Genomic DNA, 17,577 nt, shown 5'->3' on the forward strand with positions numbered 1-17,577 from the left:
TGGAGACCATACAAAAGATATATAAGAAAAAATGGCCAAAATAGTTCAACGTGTATGAAGTTGAGCTGAAAATCATTCTTTAGGTAAACTTAAATACTGGTGTACATACGATAAATCCATCTTGGTATGGCCATCAAAGTATTCCATATTGCTAGAAATGCAGCTTCAACAATAATTAGAAGGCCAATTTCCTTAACCAAGCCTATAAAGCAATTTTCTTTTCTCTGCTTTTTCATCTCATAATCGACCTCTTATTCTTAAGGATTTTTTAAGTAGAGTTTCCAAACTTTTTTTAAAAAAAGAAAACAAAAAACCTCCCGATTAAGAGAAGTCAATTATCATCAAGCACATGAATTTTTTCATTAATAAATTCAGCTGCTTCGTCAATGGAGGTAAAGTGCTTTGTTATTTCCTGTTCATTGGAAGTGATTTCAAGAATGAATGTTTCTTGAATGCAGATAACTGTTAGCGTCTCATCGCTTCCTTTAACTGCAAAGGTATGAGTGATGTTGGAGTTGTTGAAATTACAAATGATCTGCAACAGTTCTTTGATGTTTTCTAACTTCATGAAAATCAGGCTCTTCCTTTTCAGACGTAGTTTTAGACGGAGGAAATGAATCTCGTTGCCCGGGTCCACTTCTTGGTATGCCCAATACTGAGCAAAAGAAAACCCCTGAAAAAATCAGGAGCTGACTGGAAGTAGGTTAGCACTAAGATAGTTGTCGATAAACAAAGCAGTCTCGTCCATAGATGCATTTTCCCACAATTGATTTGTTGCAGCATCGGTAACAGAAAACATTTGAATTGCTGCTATGAATTGAACTGATAAGCTTCTTGTTTTGTCCTCAGAAGCAAAAGTCTGAGTGATATTAACCGATGAATAGTCGTGCATCGTTTGTAGAAAACTTTTGATGCTATTGAGTCTCAAATAGACCACGCCTTTCCTAATGGAAAGTGACTAAGAAAAGTCTTAAGAATCCATAAAATCATACAAGTAACTATAACACAGGATGGAAACTTACGTCCTTGATGTTCAATGCTGTTGTTGTATTGCTTTGGATTACCATTCCTATTTTATTTCTGAGCAGCTACCGTGTTTTTTGAAAAAGAAACGCGTACAGGCTTCTGGAGTTGTGCGGAAGTTCAATACAATGCAGAAAACAAAATTTGGATAGGCCATATATCTAACAAACGTGCACAATTGACGAGCGCCCCTATAAATTTGAATCCATGCAGGCCGGCAGTGATAGAAAAAGTCCGAAATCGAAAAACTAAATTGCGATGATGACGAAGGTCCAATCTGATCATGGTCGATAGGTCAGTCGCTGAGAGTAATTATCCTGAAAGAAGTCGATCCTCATTTCAAGGATTTTTTGTTCGGCTAAAATCAAAATTTTCAGTTCCTGGTAGGTGGTTGCGGCAACTCGAAAAGAATCCAGATTAAATCTCGAGACTTCACGGCATAAAAGCCTGGTTTTCTTATTAAGAAAACTCAGGCGAGTCTACAAAAAAAACCTCCAAAACCCCACACTATGAAATCCCAAGCCATCTGGGTTACACTAAAGATATAATCCAAATGAAATGAGGCGAAAGCATGAACGCATATGATGAGTACATGAAAGGCATAGTTGTGCCTATGCGCCAGGAATTGACGGGTGCAGGATTTAAAGAGTTACTGACGGCAGAAGAGGTAAACGAACACATGAGCAGTTCTGAAGGAACAAGTCTTGTTGTGATCAACTCGGTTTGTGGTTGTGCAGCAGGCTTGGCGCGTCCAGCGGTTCTGGAAGCATTGAATACGGCAGAAGCGAAACCGGAACACTTGGTGACGGTATTTGCCGGCCAGGATAAAGAAGCGACTGCGCAAATGCGCAATTATTTCGAGGAAGTTCCTCCGTCATCTCCATCGATTGCGGTGCTGAAAGACGGTCAATTGGCATATTTCATTCCGCGTGAACAGATTGAGGGTTATCCAATGGAACAGATCCGCGACCATTTGGCGCAGGTTCTTGCACAGGTGGCTGCTCAGTGAAGACGGTAGTCACAACTGCGTACCGGCCGACTACAGCCACGTTGGAGTGGGCCGAACGCGTTTCAGCAGACCTTTCGCTTTTGCAAGTCCCGCGCAATAAACGTTCCATCGACAGAATGCATGCGGATGAAAAAGCGGATCTTGTGGTCTGTTTGAAGGAGCGGCTCGAGTTTTACCCGAGGGGTAAAAGCGAGCCGTTCTTTTTTCATCCGAATTCGGCAGCGTTCCGGACAAAGCGTCCGCTTGAACAGGATCCGTTGATCGACGTATCCGGCCTTCAGAGTGGTGATTCTTTTTTGGATTGTACTTTGGGCCTGGCGTCTGATTCAATTGTGGCTTCCCAGCGTGTCGGAGAGGAAGGTAAGGTGTATGGCTGCGAAAGCCATCCGATCCTCGCTTACGTCGTTCGGCAAGGGCTCGGGCAATACAATGGTATGCCGCATCTGGATGAGGCGATGAAGCGGATCGAGGTGGTTTCTTCTGATGCTGTATCGTTCTTGCAGACGCTTGACTCTGATTCCATCGATGTGATTTACATGGACCCGATGTTCACAGAGGAAATTACGGAAGCGTCCAACTTCACGCCATTACGTGGACCGGCTGACCAAGGCCAGTTGACGGAACTATGGATCGCAGAAGCAAAACGTGTAGCGCGTAAATCCGTTGTACTGAAAGCGCATTTCCGTTCGGAGGATTTTGAGCGCTTCGGTTTTACCCGCCGCGTACGACCCAATACGAAATTCCATTACGGCGTCATCCTGTGCCAAACACAAAAATAAGCAATAAAAAAACTTCCTGGCTTACAGGAAGTTTTTTTATTGCTTATTAATCCGTAATTGAAAGTGAAGTCAAGTATATAAGCATGAATAGAAGACCTAATCCGATCAATAATGATGCATCCACAAAAATTCCTCCTTTTCAAAAAAACAAGGCATTGTATATAACTTTATTGTACAATGAATCTCAAGAAGATGAAACCTTTACACAGGAAATTCGTATAAATAAGCAAACGCGTTACTAAAATGTTCATATATGAAAAGGTGATGTTGATGAAAAATTGGTGGAAAAAGTCGCTGATGATTACAGTTGCCGTATTGACATTGGGCGCAATCTCCCCGAACCACTTGATCTGGGAGTCCCTTTTGGACGAAAAAGGCCAACCGAAATCACATGCAGCGCAAAGCGATAACAAACAATATGTCTATGATTGGATCGACCCGAGCGAATTTTACGATACCGGCGACTCCTTCATCCACTCAGTGCACCAGTCTGCCGAAGAACAGTCCTACATAAAATTCGGTTCACGCATTGGGCCAGTCATTCAAGGAGAATTCCAAACTTCTGTGCTGCCGAACATCCAACGGGCCATCGATCTTCATTTGGCGAACTTGGACTCAGGCAAACTGAAGAAATTGGCGATTTCCGAAAAACCGTCAGGCGATTACTCCGAAAAGATTTTCCATGTCTACGATACCGAAACCAATAAAGACGAAATCCGTTTCCATGTAAGAACCGAGAAAAAACCGCAAGTCGGTTATTCCTTCAATTTTCATTATCATTTGGCCGAGGATAACTTCCAAAAACATATAACTTTGGGCGACATTTACTGGTCTAAAAATACTCCGCCGAAATGGCTTTCCTAAACCGTTCACTTTGTGACGGTTTTTTGTTTGGATTTTTATAGTTTCATAATTATTTGTATGAAAAGTGTCTTGATACGCAGTTTTTGTTATGATTAGACTTAACAATGGAGGCGATTTACATGAAACAATATTTAGATTTATGCGAACATATTTTACATAACGGAGCACAAAAAGAAGATCGGACCGGAACCGGGACTTTGAGTGTTTTCGGCCATCAAATGAGATTTGATTTAAATGAAGGATTCCCATTAATGACTACGAAGAAAACAGCATTCCGCTTGATAGTCTCAGAGCTTCTTTGGTTCATCAAAGGCGACACCAATGTTCGGGCGTTGCTTGAAGACAATAACCACATTTGGGACGAGTGGGCGTTTGCGCAATGGGTGGCAAGCGATGAATACGCCGGCCCCGATATGACCGACTTCGGCCGCCGTGCCCAAAAAGATCCTGAGTTTGCAGAACTGTATAAGATCGAGATGCAGGGCTTTCAGCGTAAAGTAATCGAAAATCCAGTGTTTGCAGGAAAATACGGCGACTTAGGTCCGGTTTACGGCAAGCAATGGAGATCGTGGGCCACCACAGAAGGAGGCACCATTGACCAATTGAAGAACGTCATCGAATCCATCAAGAAAAACCCGGATTCCCGCCGTCATCTTGTCACTGCCTGGAACCCGGAATTCATCGATGACATGGCTTTGCCGCCATGCCACATCATGTTCCAATTTTACGTAGCCGACGGCAAATTGTCTTGCCAGCTGTATCAGCGAAGTGCAGATGTCTTTTTAGGCGTGCCATTCAATATTGCATCCTATGCCTTACTGACGCATCTCATTGCGCGGGAATGCAATTTAGAAGTCGGTGACTTTGTCCATACAACAGGCGACACGCATCTTTACTCTAACCACTTGGAACAAGTGAAGGAACAGCTGACGCGCGAACCAAAACCGCTGCCGACTTTAAAAATCAATGAAGAAGTCGAATCGATTTTCGACCTGACCTTATCGGACATTACAATAGAAGGCTACGATCCACACCCACGGATCAAAGCGCCGGTTGCTGTATAACGAGTTATGCAAATAAACTAATTTGCGCTAGCTTCGTCGCAAAGACACTGGCTGAACTTACTCGGGCAAGACGCTCGAGTAGATTCCTCTTTCCTTTCTGCTCCCTAAGAAGTCTGCGCTGTTTTGCTTCATATCTTAATGGGCAAGCAGTAATTAGAACTTTCATTTATTAGCAAGGATCTGACTATTAGAAGAAAGAGCGGAAGGGGGCGACTCCTGAGGGAACAGCACGAGGTGGAGCCACTGGACTGAGCAAAGCGAGGGAAGCGGCAGAAGCCGTGCCCGCGGAAAGCGTCCGCCTGGAGCGATTTCTTCAACAACTACTAAAGTTCAACACCCGCCAAGCGCGGTTTAGGAGGAAAAATAAATGATTTCATTGATGGTAGCGCATGATCCGAACCGGGTCATCGGTATAGATAACGAATTGCCTTGGCATATCCCGGCCGATTTGGCTTATTTTAAAGAACACACAATTGGTAAAGGAATCGTCATGGGCCGCAATACGTTCGAATCTATTGGCAGACCGCTTCCGAAACGCCGCAACATTGTCGTGACACGGAGCGACGATTACCAGGCAGAAGGTGTGGATGTGGTCCATAACCTGCAGGATGCCGTGAAATTGGCAAGAGAAACCCATGAAGAAGTGATGATCATCGGAGGCGAGCAGATTTTCAACTCGATTTTGGATGAAGCAGACCGCCTGTATATCACATTGGTCCATCAGGAATTTGAAGGCGATACCTACTTCCCTGAATACGGCCGTGAATGGAAACTCGTTTCCGAGTCGGAACAGCAAATTTCGAATGATGTGCCTTTTTCGTACCAGGTGTACGAACGGCGCAAAAAGAAAAAGAACTATGCTTAATTCCATTCGCACATTCTCATTTCTTTTCGGCTATTTGCCTCTCAGTACAGTGAATTTGAAGAAATTCATCAAACAGAAGCCGCAGTTGAGTGTACAGGAATACGATGAATTGATTCACACAGAACCTCAAAAATGGGCAACGGGCATCATGAAACGGACACAGAGCAACATTACGATCACAGGATTGGAAAAGTTGCCTGAAGGGCCTGTCCTGTTTGTCAGCAATCACGAAGGAAATTTCGACATTCCGGTCCTGCTGTCAAAGATTCCGAAGCCCTTCGGTTTTATTTCCAAAAAAGAAGTCAAGAAACTGCCGATCATCCCTTTGTATATGGAACAGATGAATTGTGTCTTTTTGGATCGCACCGATCGCCGGAGCGCCTTAAAATCAATCACCGATACCGTGGGGAAGCTGAAGGAAGGCCACTCGATTTTGATTTTTCCTGAAGGCACCAGAAGCAAAGGTGAAGGGATGGGCGAATTCAAGTCCGGCTTTATGCGTATCGCGAAAGATGCCGGTGTACCGATTCAGCCGATTGCGATTCTCGGAACTTCCGAGATCATGGAGAAAAACAACAATAAAGTGTTGCCGGCAGATGTAGCAGTACAGCTTCTGGACCCTATTCCAGCTGACGTCATCGAACAGTTGAATGCAAAAGAAGCAATCCATCTGGTTCGATCAAAAATTGAAGAAGCCATTGCCGGGCTGTCTCGTCAAAAAACCAATAAATGACGGCAAATAGAACTGCGCAAGACATCCTATCAGTTGTGTAAGGCCCGGCAATTCCTTAAACTAAGTGAATAAGAAGGAAGTGATTTCATGTCAAAGATTCATATCGTCACGGATTCGACCGCTGATCTAAAACCAGAGGTCATTGAAAAATATAATTTGCATGTGGTCCCGCTGACCATCCAAATCGGGGGCAAAACCTATTTGGACCGCGTTGACCTTGAACCGGAATCTTTCCTCGAATTGATGAAGAATTCCGATGAAATGCCAAAAAGCTCACAGCCGGCTCCGGGTGTATTCAAAGAGCTATATGATAAATTGGGAGAAGATGGCGACCAGATTCTGTCCATCCATATGACTGGGGGGATGAGCGGTACAGTGGAGTCGGCAAAAACAGCGGCACAGCTGACCGACTCGGATGTGACCGTAATCGATTCGCGTTACATTTCTCATGCGTTGACATTCCAGGTATTCGAGGCTGCCGATATGGCAAAAGCCGGCAGGTCAATGGAAGAGATTGTGGAGCGGATAGAAAAAATCCGTCTGAATACAAAATTATTCGTAGTCGTTGATACTCTTGATAATCTCGTCAAAGGGGGACGCATCGGTAAAGGGCGTGCCTTGCTCGGTTCATTGATGAAGATCAAACCGATTGCTTCATTGGACGATGGTTCTTATACACCGGTGGCGAAAGTCAGAAGCCACAAACAGGTGGTCGAGTATCTATTCAACGATTTTAAAGAGCGGACTGCCGGGAAAATCGTAAAAGGTGTCGGGCTTGCCCACGCTGGTGGACTTGCCATGGCTGAACCGTTGCGTGAAAAAATTAAAGAAACGGGTTTTACGGATATTAAATTCGATTTTACAACACCGGTCATCTCGACCCATACAGGAGTCGGAGCCATTGGTTTTATGTACTACACGGATTAAAGAAAGCTGTAAGGCCATTTTCAAAAAGGAGAGACGAATTTGAAGCGCATCCTGTTGATTATCGTCGTTTTGTCTTTAGTTATAGTAGCGGGATGCAGTCCAACTTTTATCTTCAATAACGAAGAAGCGGAACCGCGCAACGAACCGTCTATCGGCCGGTATACGGTACCGCCGAATTTCATCCCCCAGGCATTGGTCATCACTGCACTTGGGGATTCCTTGTCTCAAGGTGTGGGAGATGAAGAAAATCTGGGTGGCTACACGGGAAGAGTAGCCGCTGAAATCCGGACATGGCCGGGCGTTGAAGGAGTCGCAGTTGAAAATACGGCAAAACGTGGACGCCGCAGCGACCAATTGCTGGCGATGTTCCAGCAGGGAGAACTGACCGGCCCGGTAGCCGAAGCGGATTACCTGTCTCTGACCATCGGCGGCAATGATGTGATGCGGATCGTCAAACGCGATTTGTTTTCACTGAATATGCAAGCTTTTGAAGATGAACTCATTTTGTATGAAAACCGGTTTGAAAATATCTTTACCGCTATCCGCAGCATCAACCCGACTGTTCCCATCATTGTCATGGGTATCTATAACCCTTTCTCGCTCATAACGGATGAAGTGGAGGAATTCGATCAAATTATCGCTTCCTATAACGAGGCCATGCAGGAAAGCGCTGAAGCGGATCCACAGGCCTGTTTTGTGCCTGTCAGTGATTTGTTTGAAGGGAATAAAAATCTGGTTTACCATACTGATTTCTTTCATCCGAACAGCAAAGGCTATGATTTGATGAGTGAGCGCATCCTGGAACGGATGGAAGAATGCGGGTTGAGCTACAAAGAGTAAGGGGTAATGAAAATGAAAAAATGGCGTTTTGCGTTTTTTATTTTGCTGGCAGTGAATGTACTGGCGCTGGTGGGCGTTGTTCTCTATATGACGACGCCTCCGAAGGACTATACGTCCTATCAGGCATTGAAAAATGCACCGGCAGCCGGCAATACGGTAGTCGTCAATACGACAAAAGCTGACTTTGAAGGAATTGCCAACACATATATACAGGATGCGATGAAAGACCAGCCGATTCCGTTGGCGTTGTCCGTTAACGACGATGTCAGCTTATCGACGGAGTTGACTATTTTTTCGGTGACATTGCCGATTTTGATGAAATTCGAGCCGCTTGTTCAAGAAGATGGCAATTTATTGCTCGAACAGAAATCTGTGGAAGTCGGTATGCTGGATATTCCGCCTGAATCTGCGTTAAAGTTGCTAAGAGACTCAGTTGAACTTCCGGATTTCATGGAAGTGATGCCTGCTGAAGAGGAAGTGCTGCTGAAGCTGACGGAAATTCCGTTGGATGACGGCATCTCGGTCCGGGCGGCATCGTTCAACCTGCAAGAGGATGATATCCGCTTGTTGGTGACAATTGAACCATAAGGAACGGAGTGAGCACATGAAGACAGAAAAAGCGACATTTGCAGGGGGCTGTTTTTGGTGTATGGTCAAGCCCTTTGATTCTTTGGACGGCATTGAAGAAGTAGTGAGTGGCTATACGGGCGGCGAATTGCCGAATCCGACGTATGAACAAGTATGCTCCAACGCAACCGGACATGTGGAAGCCGTACAAATTACGTTCCAGCCGGACATTTTCCCATATGAAAAGTTATTGGAAGTGTTCTGGACGCAAATTGATCCGACAGATGCAGGCGGCCAATTTTTTGACCGCGGCGAATCCTACCAAACAGCGATTTTCTATCATTCTGAAGAACAGCGGATCGCTGCAGAAAAATCCAAGCAGGAGCTGGACAATTCAGGCAGATTCGAAAAACCTGTAGCCACGCCTATTTTGGAAGCGAAACCGTTTTATTTGGCAGAAGCATACCATCAGGATTATTATAAGAAAAACCCTGCCCATTACAACCGTTATTCGGTTGGTTCGGGTCGGACAGCGTTTATTGAAAAGAACTGGGGTGGACAAGCATGAAAGAAGAACTAAAAGCGAAATTAACACCGATGCAATATCATGTAACCCAGGAAAGCGGCACCGAGCCTCCTTTCCAGGGAGAATACGACCAGCATTTCGAAGACGGCATCTACGTGGATATCGTTTCCGGCAAACCGCTGTTCAGCTCTAAAGACAAGTTTGACGCCCATTGCGGTTGGCCGAGTTTTGCTAAGCCGCTTGAAGACACAGAAGTGAAAGAAAACCTGGATACCAGCCATGGCATGAGAAGAACGGAAGTTCGTTCAGCTACAGCTGATTCACATTTGGGCCACTTGTTCCCGGATGGCCCTTCGTCTCTTGGCGGATTGCGCTACTGCATCAACTCTGCAGCTCTCCGTTTTGTTCCGAAAGAACAATTGGATGCTGAAGGCTTATCCGAATACAAGAAACTGTTTGAATAACGGGTTGCCCGGACAACTGTCCGGGTTTTTTTTGCCCTAAATAAGGAAGGAGAACTTCATGGACCGTTCATTCTATCAATTTGCATTAAAATACCGCGGAAAACTGATGGCTGATGATTTTTCGCGTTTTGCGGAGTCGATGTTCTTGGATCATTCGTTTCCCAAGAATTCCAGAGACTTTGACCACTTGTCAAAGTACATTGAAGAAAAAGCGCATCCGGTCATGAAAGCATCCACCTTCGATGAAATGTGGGAAGAATATACAGCGAGTTAAGGCTCGTCATTGCACTATAAGGAAAAAAACAGTATGATTAAATCGACTATATTAAAGTGAGGTTTTTTAGATGAGTGTTCATATTAACGCAAAAAAAGGCGATATTGCCGATACGATTTTACTGCCGGGTGACCCGCTTCGCGCAAAATACATAGCGGAAACGTTTTTGGAAGATGTAACTTTATACAATGAAGTCCGTAATATGTTCGGCTATACAGGAACATACAAAGGCAAACGCATCTCTGTTCAAGGAACAGGAATGGGTGTACCATCGATTTCAATCTACGTGACTGAATTGATGCAGGAATATGACGTACAGAAATTGATCCGCGTTGGTACATGTGGGTCTATTCATAAAGACGTTAAAGTACGCGACGTTATTTTGGCTCAAAGTGCCTCAACTGACTCAAAAATGAACGAAATCATTTTCAAAGGCGTCAACTATGCACCAACAGCAAATTTCGATCTTTTGCTGAAAGCATATAATGCAGGCCAGGAAAAAGGATTGAACTTACGTGTCGGGAACGTCTTTACTGAAGATGTTTTCTACAACGAATTTGCAGAACATGAAAAATGGGCTCAATACGGTGTACTTGCACTAGAAATGGAATCTTCAGCTCTTTATACATTGGCAGCGAAATTCGGCCGCCAGGCGCTATCGATACTGACAGTGAGCGATCACTTGTTGACAGGTGAAGTGACAACTTCTGAGGAACGCCAAACAACGTTCAACGACATGATCGTTGTCGCGTTGGATGCTGCAATTCAGGAGTAGTATATAAGAAAAGCGCAAGCGCCCATTTGAGGAACGTAAGCTTAAAGGCGCGACTTCCTGTCGCAACGCTTACATGATCCGCATCCTGCGGACCTCTGCCGGGCATAAGACAGACCAGCAGAGTGGCGTTCTTTGCCACGGCAGCTGGGTTGGCTTATGACCCAAAGAGCTGGGCACTGGAGTCTGGACAAAGAAAAGCGCAAGCGCCCGTTTAGCTCTGACAGGTGTAAGGCGATTTGGCGAAGCGGCATGTTTTCAGCCGCACAGCCAGAGCGACTTACATCCCGAAGAGCTGGGCACTGGAGTCTGGACAATCAGAAAAGCGCAAGCGCCTTTATAAAAGGAAAAAGACTGTCTTGACAGTCTTTTTCTTTACATTTCCTCCTGTTCTAAAGGCAATTATGAAAGTGGTGAAATATAGATGGATGACAAACGTCCGGGGGAAGAGCAGGAACAAATTCCGCCAACAGAGGAATCGCCGTCACACGTTATTAAAATGAAGACATTCAGCTTTATTATGCTGGTATTCCTTTTAATCATTGCAACGGCAGGCTTGACCGTTTTTGCGTTGACCTTTGGTGACGATAAAGCCGTGGAAGTCAATTCGCCGGAGCGTCGTGAATTCGACAAGCTCTACACAGCCTATGATGAAATACAGAATAATTATTTCGAAGATGTGGATAGAAATGTCCTGATCAACGGGGCAATCAACGGAATGGTTGATTCGCTTGAAGATCCTTACTCCGATTACATGAATGAAGAAGAAGCTTCACAGTTCCTGGAAGGGATTTCGTCCAGTTTCCAGGGTATTGGTGCAGAAGTACAAGAGCGAGGCGGCTATGTAACAGTCGTATCACCGATTAAAAACTCACCTGCTGAAAAAGCAGGCATTCTGCCGAATGACCAGATTTTAGCGGTTGATGGAGAAAGCATTCAAGGCTTCACTACCACTGAAGCTGTTATGTTGATCCGTGGTGAAAAAGGAACGGAAGTTACATTGACCATTCAACGCGGTGAAAACACAGAGCCGATTGAAATTACAATCGTCCGTGATGAAATACCGATTGAAACCGTTTATGCGGAAATGGTCGGCGATAACGTGGCCCATATCCAAATCACGAGTTTCTCTGAAAACACGTACCAGGAGTTGCTTGATGCCATTGATGAAATGGAAGCTGAAGGAATGGAAGCGGCCGTAATGGACGTTCGCCAGAATCCGGGCGGCTTATTGGATGTAGCGCTTAAAATATCCGATTTGTTTATTGAAGACGGGAAACCGTTGTTCGAAGTCCAGGCAAAAGGTGCTGAACCTGAAGTTTATATGTCTTCACCGGGTACGAAACTCGAAGTGCCTGTCACTTTATTGATTGATGGGGGCAGCGCCTCGGCATCTGAGATTTTGGCCGGAGCGATGAACGAGTCGGCTGATATCAAATTGGTTGGTGAGAAGACATTCGGCAAAGGAACGGTCCAAACAGCCAATGACCTTCAAGATGGCTCGAACTTGAAATTTACGACGGCTAAATGGCTGACACCTGACGGCAACTGGATTCATGAAAAAGGAATCGAACCGGATGTGAAAGTTGCTTATCCGGCATATGCCTCTCTTCCGGTCCTGGATACTTCTCAGGAGCTAAAAGACGGTGTGATTTCAGAACAAGTGAAAACTGCTGAGCAGATGCTCGAAGCACTTGGCTACGAAGTTGGAGATGTGGATGGTGTATTTGAAGAGCAAATGACGGAAGCTGTTGAAACTTTCCAGGAAGAAAACGAACTGGAAGTGAACGGTATTCTTACTGGAGACAGTACATTTGCGGTGATGGATGCGTTGCGCAAGAAAATCGAAAGCGATGATCCGCAATTGCAGGAAGCCAAAAAGATTCTGATGGAAGAAGCGGGAATTGAAGCTTCTGCAGCAGAAGAAACTGAAGAGTAATTCTCGAGGTCCGCTTAGGCGGGCCTTTTCTTAATCAGTAACCGAAAGGATGAGACGATGAAAGACGTATATTTGTTTAGTGGATTTTTGGGAAGCGGAAAGACGACGCTTTTGAAAGGCATGATCACCCAAATGAAAGATAAAGGACTGAAACCTGCAGTCTTCATGAATGAACTCGGCAAAATGAACATGGATTCTGATTCAGTGGAAAACGGCGTGCCGCTGAAGGAAATTCTCGACGGCTGCATTTGCTGCTCGGGTTCCGAAAAATCAGAAGCGCAGATCCAGACGCTATTGGCAGAAGAAGATTTTGATGTCTTGTTGATTGAAACGACAGGGGCGGCGCACCCAGTGGAAGCGCTTGACGCTATTTTTTCTCCGTTGTTTGCCGACCAATTAAACTTTAAAGGAATCGTTACGGTAGCGGACAGCAAACGCTGGATGGACCGCAACAGCTTGTCGCCACAGATCCGTTCGCTGTTTTTGGAACAAATCCGCCATGCCGACTTGATTTTGGCCAATAAAATGGATTTATTGACGGACGGCGAACAAGGAACGGTCGTCTACGAAATCCAGTCATTGAACCCGACAGCGCAGATCATTCAGACCGTGCATGCCAAAGTGCCTTTTTCTGCACTGGACAAAATGACGCCTTCAAGATCAGAAGACGTCACCAAAACCCCTGTTTCAAAGTTAAACCTAAACGCCAAAGTGCTGCAGTTTGATGCACCTGTGCAACGGGAGAAATTTGAAGACTGGCTGCGCGCGTTGCCGGATACGGTATTCCGCATCAAAGGCTATGTGCCGTTGGAAGGCGATAAGTATCCGCATGCGTTTCAGTTTGCTTATGGGATGGCCCAATGGCTTCCTGAGTACATCAAGATGCAGAATCAGATTGTTGTGATCGGTGAAGGGTTGGAAGGAGTCGAGCTTCCATGATTGGATCGTACCGGAAACTGTGGCCGCAGCGTGCATCTGCTGAAAACATCACAACACAGGAAGAGCTTGAAAAGTACATCCTGATCGAACTCAACGACGAATTGACGCATCCGCGTGTCCGGAAATCCAAACAGCAGAAATTGGAACTGGCGTTGGAACGGATCGAACAGTCGGATCTGTCGGAATCAGAAAAATACGGCTTAGCTGCTTTGTACAAAAGGCTGGCCGCTGAAAAAGAGTAAAGCTGTTTTGGAAAAGGACAAAACGAAAGCAGGAAGAGAAAATCTTTAATTTTCTCTTCCTGCTTTTTTGATGTGTATTCATAAGGTTCATCGATTTTGAATCATCGGCGACCGGGCGGCGATTTTTTTCTGGATCAACAGCAGACGGATGGACAACGTGATGGCACCTGCTGTGAGGCCGGCAATCAGGCCGATCCAATAACCGAAAGCACCGAAATCAGTGAAATTGGCAAGCAGGTATCCGACAGGCAAGCCGATTACCCAATAAGAGACCAATGCCATAACGAACGTGATGTTGACGTCTTTGTAGCCGCGAAGAGCTCCTTGCACCGGAGCCTGTATGGCATCTGATAATTGGAACAGTGCGGCAAACAACAAGAATTGGACAGCCAGTTCGACAACTACTGGGTCTGAGGAATACAAGGCCGCAATGTCGCTGCGCAAGAAAAACAGAAGACAGGCGGACACGAAACTTAAGGTGACGGCAGTGCCTACGCTCAGCCAACTGTACTGTTTGGCATCATGGAAACGCTTGGCTCCGACTTCGTAGCCGACCAATATGGTGGCGCCCATGGAAATGCTGAGCGGCAGCATATATAACAGGGAAGCAAAATTCAAAGCGATTTGGTGGGCTGCAATGGTGACGGTGCCGTAAACGGCCAGCATGAACGTCACCGCAGAGAAAATACTGGTTTCCACAAAAATCGAAATGCCGATCGGGACACCGATGCGGCTGATTTCATTCCAGCGGCTAAAGGATAATTTGGGCCATTTGCGGAAAATGCCATAAGAGTTGAATGGATTTCGTGTATGGATAATCCATATCGCAATCGCTAAAATCAGCCAGTAGGTGATAGCCGATGCCAGTCCGGCACCAGCTCCACCAAGCTCTGGAAAGCCGAACTTGCCGAAAATCAGCAAGTAGTTGAAGAAAATATTGATGGGTGCGGACAATAGTGAAATGACCATTGTGACTCGAGTAGCTCCAAGTGCATCGATATACGAACGCAATGCATTGTAGACGAATAACGGTATCAGCCCTATAGACATCGCAAAAATATAGCGGCTCGCCACATCAGCAACAACCGGTTCAAGGTCCATAAATGTCAACAAGTAGTCGAGTCCGAAATAAAAGAAGGCGAAGACGATCACAGCCAGCAGAATGGCCAAATAAATCCCTTGCTGCACGGCTTCTTTTACCTGTTCTTTTTTCTTAGCGCCCATCAATTGTGCTACAATTGGAGTGATGGACATCAGGATTCCTGCAAGCCCGATATAGACGGGCACCCAAAAGGAAGACCCGATGGACACGCCGGCAAGATCTTCTGTACCATAGCGGGCAGTCATGTAAATATCGAAAAAAGTCACCATATACATCGCAATTTGAGTCACGAGAATCGGAAAAACAATTTTTACTAACAATAATAATTTCTCTTTCATGGTTCTGGTTTGGTGCATATTTCTTTCCTCCCGCAATCAACTTCTGTAAATAAAAAAATGAACGATTACATTTAATGCCGATCAAGCATTGCTTGGTTATCGGCATTGATGGCCAATTCAAGAACAAGTTAATCTACCCGATTACAATTTAGCAAATAAAATCCAGTATAGCATAAATGGGTCTTCTAAAAAGCCTTACCTGCTATACCAAATTATATAGATGAGAGTAGGACACGCAATGGACAACAAAACGATTTTATTGACCGGGGGCGGAACAGCAGGTCACGTCTCCCTAAACCAGGCATTGATTCCGGAACTGAAGAATTTAGGCTTCAACGTCGAATACATCGGTTCCAAAGATGGGATTGAAAATGAACTCATCCGGGATTCGTTTCCATCAGTTCCATACCATGCCATTTCCAGCGGCAAGTTAAGACGCTATTTTTCAACGAAAAATTTCTCGGATCCATTCCGTGTGGGTGCAGGCTTGACACAAGCACTCAATATCATCCGCAAAACCAAACCGGTCGCCATTTTTTCAAAAGGCGGATTCGTATCGGTTCCTGTGGTTATGGCAGGCCGCATGATGTCGGTGCCGGTCATCATCCATGAGTCCGATGTGACTCCCGGACTCGCCAATAAATTGGCATTGCCTTTTGCCGACCACATTTTCACGGTCTTTAAAGAAACGTTGGCGCACGTGCCAAGCACTAAATCGACATGTACAGGATCTGTGATCCGCAGTGAATTGATGGAAGGTTCTGCTGAAAAAGGGCAGGAAATCTGCCCATTCAATAATGATTTGCCCGTATTGATGGTTATGGGCGGAAGCCAAGGCTCAGCCATGATCAACTCGGCTGTCCGCAATAACCTGGAGCGACTGCTGGAGCAATTCAACATCATCCATTTGTGCGGAAAAGGCAACAGCATGCCCGAACTGGATGTTCATTTGAATTACCGCCAATTTGAATACGTTACCCATGAATTGCCGCATCTATTGCATATGACCGATTTTGTTGTGTCCCGGGCAGGATCGAATTCCATATTCGAATTCCTGGCATTGAAAAAGCCGATGCTGCTTGTGCCGCTGTCTATCCAAAAAAGCCGCGGCGATCAGATACTGAATGCCAATCTATTCGAAAAACAGGGCTTTGCCCATGTCGTGGAAGAAGAAGAGCTTTCTGCCGACCGTTTTATGGAAGAACTGGAGCGCCTGCAACAAGATAAAGACCAGCTGATCGAAACGATGACACAAACTGAATCTCCAATTACCGCTGCTGAAATGGCCAAATTGGTCACTTCGTACGCTAAATAATTCCCATTACTTTCAAGAGGTGACGAAAATGGAAATGACATTGATAAAAGTTCATGGTTCAATGAATACCTTCTATATGTTTGAATCGGCTGAGCGTGAAGATTTTGCGCAAATAGCTGTCCGGCTGTCGGAATTAGATCCGGAAATCGACGGAATTCTGGTGATTTTGCCTTCTTCTGTTGCGCATGCGAAAATGCGCGTCTTTAATAATGATGGTTCAGAAGCTTCCATGTGCGGCAATGGCCTTCGCTGTGTCGCCCGTTATGTTTGTGAACGCGACGGGGTGCAGGAGGCGGTCGTAGAGACGATGAAAGCTTCACTGCGCGTGAAAAAAGAAGAAACTTTGAACGAAGGCATCGAAACCTATGCCGTGGAAATATCACCCGTTTCTTTTTCATTGAGCAGTCTGCCGATGAAGCTGGCTAACCATACCGAGTGGATAGCGAAACCTTTGCCATTCGTATCGGAAGAGATTCCGTTTTCTGCAGTAGCGGTACCTAATCCGCATTTGATCGGCATCGTGCCGCCTGAATTGCAGAAAGATACCAGCCACCAGCAGAAGTGGGCGCAGTATTTCAACGGCCCCAATGATTATTTTTCTGATGGCGTCAACGTCAGTTACGTAACGCCTATGGATGATGGTATTTTTGTCCGGACCTATGAACGCGGAGTCGGCTTCACCAATGCCTGCGGAACAGCGATGACAGCTTCGGCGCTGATCAGCTGCATGGCAGGCCTGGTGCCGTATGGCGATGTGGCTGTTTACAATCCTGGAGGAATGGTCAAATGTGCGGTGGCTGTCGAAGGAGATGACATCCGCCTTCAATTGACAGGCAATGCGACTTATTTGTCGACAGCCAAATTCGACTGGCAAGGAGCCGGAACTGACAGTCGAATCCTTTCAAGCGAATCTTTAGAAGAACAGCGACGTTATAATGAATTTATTGAAGAGGTATCAACTGTCTCTAAACAATTCGTATGATGGAAAGCGGTGA

At 45.5% G+C, this 17,577-nt stretch carries 20 protein-coding genes; 18 read left to right on the forward strand and 2 right to left on the reverse strand.

All coding sequences use genetic code 11. The annotated features are described in order from the left end of the window. Window positions 1-331: 331 nt before the first annotated feature. Window positions 332-568, reverse strand: a complete 237-nt coding sequence (locus H9630_RS04895; RefSeq protein WP_191714337.1) for a hypothetical protein — start codon at window positions 566-568, stop codon at window positions 332-334. Window positions 569-1,594: 1,026 nt separating this feature from the next. Between H9630_RS04895 and H9630_RS04900 the strand changes: the two genes are divergently transcribed. From H9630_RS04900 to H9630_RS04975, 16 genes are all read left to right on the forward strand, one after another. Beyond that, window positions 1,595-2,032 (forward strand): BrxA/BrxB family bacilliredoxin, encoded by a 438-nt coding sequence (locus H9630_RS04900; RefSeq protein ID WP_191714338.1) that lies wholly within the window; start codon window positions 1,595-1,597, stop codon window positions 2,030-2,032. Further along, window positions 2,029-2,811: a class I SAM-dependent methyltransferase gene (locus H9630_RS04905; protein WP_191714339.1), complete on the forward strand. Its 783-nt coding sequence runs from the start codon at window positions 2,029-2,031 to the stop codon at window positions 2,809-2,811. Before H9630_RS04900 ends, H9630_RS04905 begins: the two co-directional genes overlap by 4 nt. Window positions 2,812-3,081: 270 nt before the next feature. After that, on the forward strand, window positions 3,082-3,675 hold the full coding sequence (locus H9630_RS04910) for a YpjP family protein (protein ID WP_191714340.1): 594 nt from the start codon (window positions 3,082-3,084) through the stop codon (window positions 3,673-3,675). Window positions 3,676-3,794: 119 nt separating this feature from the next. Next, window positions 3,795-4,739, forward strand: a complete 945-nt coding sequence (locus tag H9630_RS04915; RefSeq protein WP_191714341.1) for a thymidylate synthase — start codon at window positions 3,795-3,797, stop codon at window positions 4,737-4,739. Window positions 4,740-5,106: 367 nt separating this feature from the next. After that, window positions 5,107-5,604 carry a dihydrofolate reductase gene (locus H9630_RS04920; protein WP_191714342.1) on the forward strand — a complete coding sequence of 166 codons (498 nt, stop codon included), beginning with the start codon at window positions 5,107-5,109 and terminating at the stop codon, window positions 5,602-5,604. After that, entirely contained in the window at window positions 5,597-6,337 is a 741-nt protein-coding gene (locus H9630_RS04925) for a lysophospholipid acyltransferase family protein (RefSeq protein ID WP_191714343.1), read from the forward strand. Before H9630_RS04920 ends, H9630_RS04925 begins: the two co-directional genes overlap by 8 nt. Before the next feature lie 87 nt (window positions 6,338-6,424). Further along, window positions 6,425-7,264 (forward strand): DegV family protein, encoded by an 840-nt coding sequence (locus H9630_RS04930; protein WP_191714344.1) that lies wholly within the window; start codon window positions 6,425-6,427, stop codon window positions 7,262-7,264. Between the two features lie 39 nt (window positions 7,265-7,303). After that, window positions 7,304-8,104 carry a GDSL-type esterase/lipase family protein gene (locus tag H9630_RS04935; RefSeq protein ID WP_191714345.1) on the forward strand — a complete coding sequence of 267 codons (801 nt, stop codon included), beginning with the start codon at window positions 7,304-7,306 and terminating at the stop codon, window positions 8,102-8,104. Window positions 8,105-8,116: 12 nt separating this feature from the next. Next, complete coding sequence (locus H9630_RS04940; protein WP_191714346.1) at window positions 8,117-8,692, forward strand: YpmS family protein; 576 nt, start codon at window positions 8,117-8,119, stop codon at window positions 8,690-8,692. A gap of 16 nt (window positions 8,693-8,708) precedes the next feature. Next, window positions 8,709-9,239, forward strand: a complete 531-nt coding sequence (gene msrA, locus H9630_RS04945) for a peptide-methionine (S)-S-oxide reductase MsrA (protein ID WP_191714347.1) — start codon at window positions 8,709-8,711, stop codon at window positions 9,237-9,239. Next, on the forward strand, window positions 9,236-9,661 hold the full coding sequence (gene msrB, locus H9630_RS04950; protein ID WP_191714348.1) for a peptide-methionine (R)-S-oxide reductase MsrB: 426 nt from the start codon (window positions 9,236-9,238) through the stop codon (window positions 9,659-9,661). Before msrA ends, msrB begins: the two co-directional genes overlap by 4 nt. Window positions 9,662-9,719: 58 nt before the next feature. Next, the gene (locus tag H9630_RS04955; protein WP_191714349.1) at window positions 9,720-9,935 is read left to right on the forward strand and encodes a YozE family protein; all 216 of its coding nucleotides are present in this window, start codon (window positions 9,720-9,722) and stop codon (window positions 9,933-9,935) included. 70 nt (window positions 9,936-10,005) lie between these two features. Beyond that, entirely contained in the window at window positions 10,006-10,710 is a 705-nt protein-coding gene (deoD, locus tag H9630_RS04960; protein ID WP_191714350.1) for a purine-nucleoside phosphorylase, read from the forward strand. Between the two features lie 421 nt (window positions 10,711-11,131). After that, window positions 11,132-12,646 (forward strand): lmo1851 family serine protease, encoded by a 1,515-nt coding sequence (locus H9630_RS04965; RefSeq protein ID WP_191714351.1) that lies wholly within the window; start codon window positions 11,132-11,134, stop codon window positions 12,644-12,646. Between the two features lie 57 nt (window positions 12,647-12,703). After that, window positions 12,704-13,585, forward strand: coding sequence for a CobW family GTP-binding protein (locus tag H9630_RS04970; RefSeq protein WP_191714352.1), 882 nt, complete (start codon window positions 12,704-12,706; stop codon window positions 13,583-13,585). Further along, the gene (locus H9630_RS04975; RefSeq protein WP_191714353.1) at window positions 13,582-13,827 is read left to right on the forward strand and encodes a hypothetical protein; all 246 of its coding nucleotides are present in this window, start codon (window positions 13,582-13,584) and stop codon (window positions 13,825-13,827) included. Before H9630_RS04970 ends, H9630_RS04975 begins: the two co-directional genes overlap by 4 nt. An 87-nt stretch (window positions 13,828-13,914) precedes the next feature. Here H9630_RS04975 and H9630_RS04980 read toward each other — a convergent pair whose 3' ends face one another. Continuing rightward, window positions 13,915-15,285, reverse strand: a complete 1,371-nt coding sequence (locus H9630_RS04980) for an MATE family efflux transporter (RefSeq protein ID WP_191714354.1) — start codon at window positions 15,283-15,285, stop codon at window positions 13,915-13,917. Window positions 15,286-15,505: 220 nt separating this feature from the next. Here H9630_RS04980 and H9630_RS04985 point away from each other — a divergent pair, with 220 nt between their 5' ends. Beyond that, window positions 15,506-16,582 carry an undecaprenyldiphospho-muramoylpentapeptide beta-N-acetylglucosaminyltransferase gene (locus H9630_RS04985; protein ID WP_191714355.1) on the forward strand — a complete coding sequence of 359 codons (1,077 nt, stop codon included), beginning with the start codon at window positions 15,506-15,508 and terminating at the stop codon, window positions 16,580-16,582. Between the two features lie 28 nt (window positions 16,583-16,610). Further along, window positions 16,611-17,564: a diaminopimelate epimerase gene (gene dapF / locus H9630_RS04990; protein WP_191714356.1), complete on the forward strand. Its 954-nt coding sequence runs from the start codon at window positions 16,611-16,613 to the stop codon at window positions 17,562-17,564. Window positions 17,565-17,577: the final 13 nt, after the last annotated feature.

Origin of the sequence: Planococcus wigleyi, assembly GCF_014836985.1 — a bacterium.
Taxonomy (GTDB): domain Bacteria; phylum Bacillota; class Bacilli; order Bacillales_A; family Planococcaceae; genus Planococcus; species Planococcus notacanthi.

Bases quoted from the DNA above. Each gene is read 5' to 3' on its own strand.
- H9630_RS04985 (WP_191714355.1), top strand. From the start codon at position 15,506: ATGGACAACAAAACGATTTTATTGACCGGGGGCGGAACAGCAGGTCAC.
- H9630_RS04895 (WP_191714337.1), bottom strand. From the start codon at position 568: ATGAAGTTAGAAAACATCAAAGAACTGTTGCAGATCATTTGTAATTTC.
- H9630_RS04910 (WP_191714340.1), top strand. From the start codon at position 3,082: ATGAAAAATTGGTGGAAAAAGTCGCTGATGATTACAGTTGCCGTATTG.
- H9630_RS04980 (WP_191714354.1), bottom strand. From the start codon at position 15,285: ATGCACCAAACCAGAACCATGAAAGAGAAATTATTATTGTTAGTAAAA.
- msrB (WP_191714348.1), top strand. From the start codon at position 9,236: ATGAAAGAAGAACTAAAAGCGAAATTAACACCGATGCAATATCATGTA.
- deoD (WP_191714350.1), top strand. From the start codon at position 10,006: ATGAGTGTTCATATTAACGCAAAAAAAGGCGATATTGCCGATACGATT.
- H9630_RS04925 (WP_191714343.1), top strand. From the start codon at position 5,597: ATGCTTAATTCCATTCGCACATTCTCATTTCTTTTCGGCTATTTGCCT.
- H9630_RS04940 (WP_191714346.1), top strand. From the start codon at position 8,117: ATGAAAAAATGGCGTTTTGCGTTTTTTATTTTGCTGGCAGTGAATGTA.
- H9630_RS04930 (WP_191714344.1), top strand. From the start codon at position 6,425: ATGTCAAAGATTCATATCGTCACGGATTCGACCGCTGATCTAAAACCA.
- H9630_RS04975 (WP_191714353.1), top strand. From the start codon at position 13,582: ATGATTGGATCGTACCGGAAACTGTGGCCGCAGCGTGCATCTGCTGAA.
- H9630_RS04915 (WP_191714341.1), top strand. From the start codon at position 3,795: ATGAAACAATATTTAGATTTATGCGAACATATTTTACATAACGGAGCA.
- H9630_RS04900 (WP_191714338.1), top strand. From the start codon at position 1,595: ATGAACGCATATGATGAGTACATGAAAGGCATAGTTGTGCCTATGCGC.
- dapF (WP_191714356.1), top strand. From the start codon at position 16,611: ATGGAAATGACATTGATAAAAGTTCATGGTTCAATGAATACCTTCTAT.
- H9630_RS04920 (WP_191714342.1), top strand. From the start codon at position 5,107: ATGATTTCATTGATGGTAGCGCATGATCCGAACCGGGTCATCGGTATA.
- H9630_RS04965 (WP_191714351.1), top strand. From the start codon at position 11,132: ATGGATGACAAACGTCCGGGGGAAGAGCAGGAACAAATTCCGCCAACA.
- msrA (WP_191714347.1), top strand. From the start codon at position 8,709: ATGAAGACAGAAAAAGCGACATTTGCAGGGGGCTGTTTTTGGTGTATG.
- H9630_RS04955 (WP_191714349.1), top strand. From the start codon at position 9,720: ATGGACCGTTCATTCTATCAATTTGCATTAAAATACCGCGGAAAACTG.
- H9630_RS04970 (WP_191714352.1), top strand. From the start codon at position 12,704: ATGAAAGACGTATATTTGTTTAGTGGATTTTTGGGAAGCGGAAAGACG.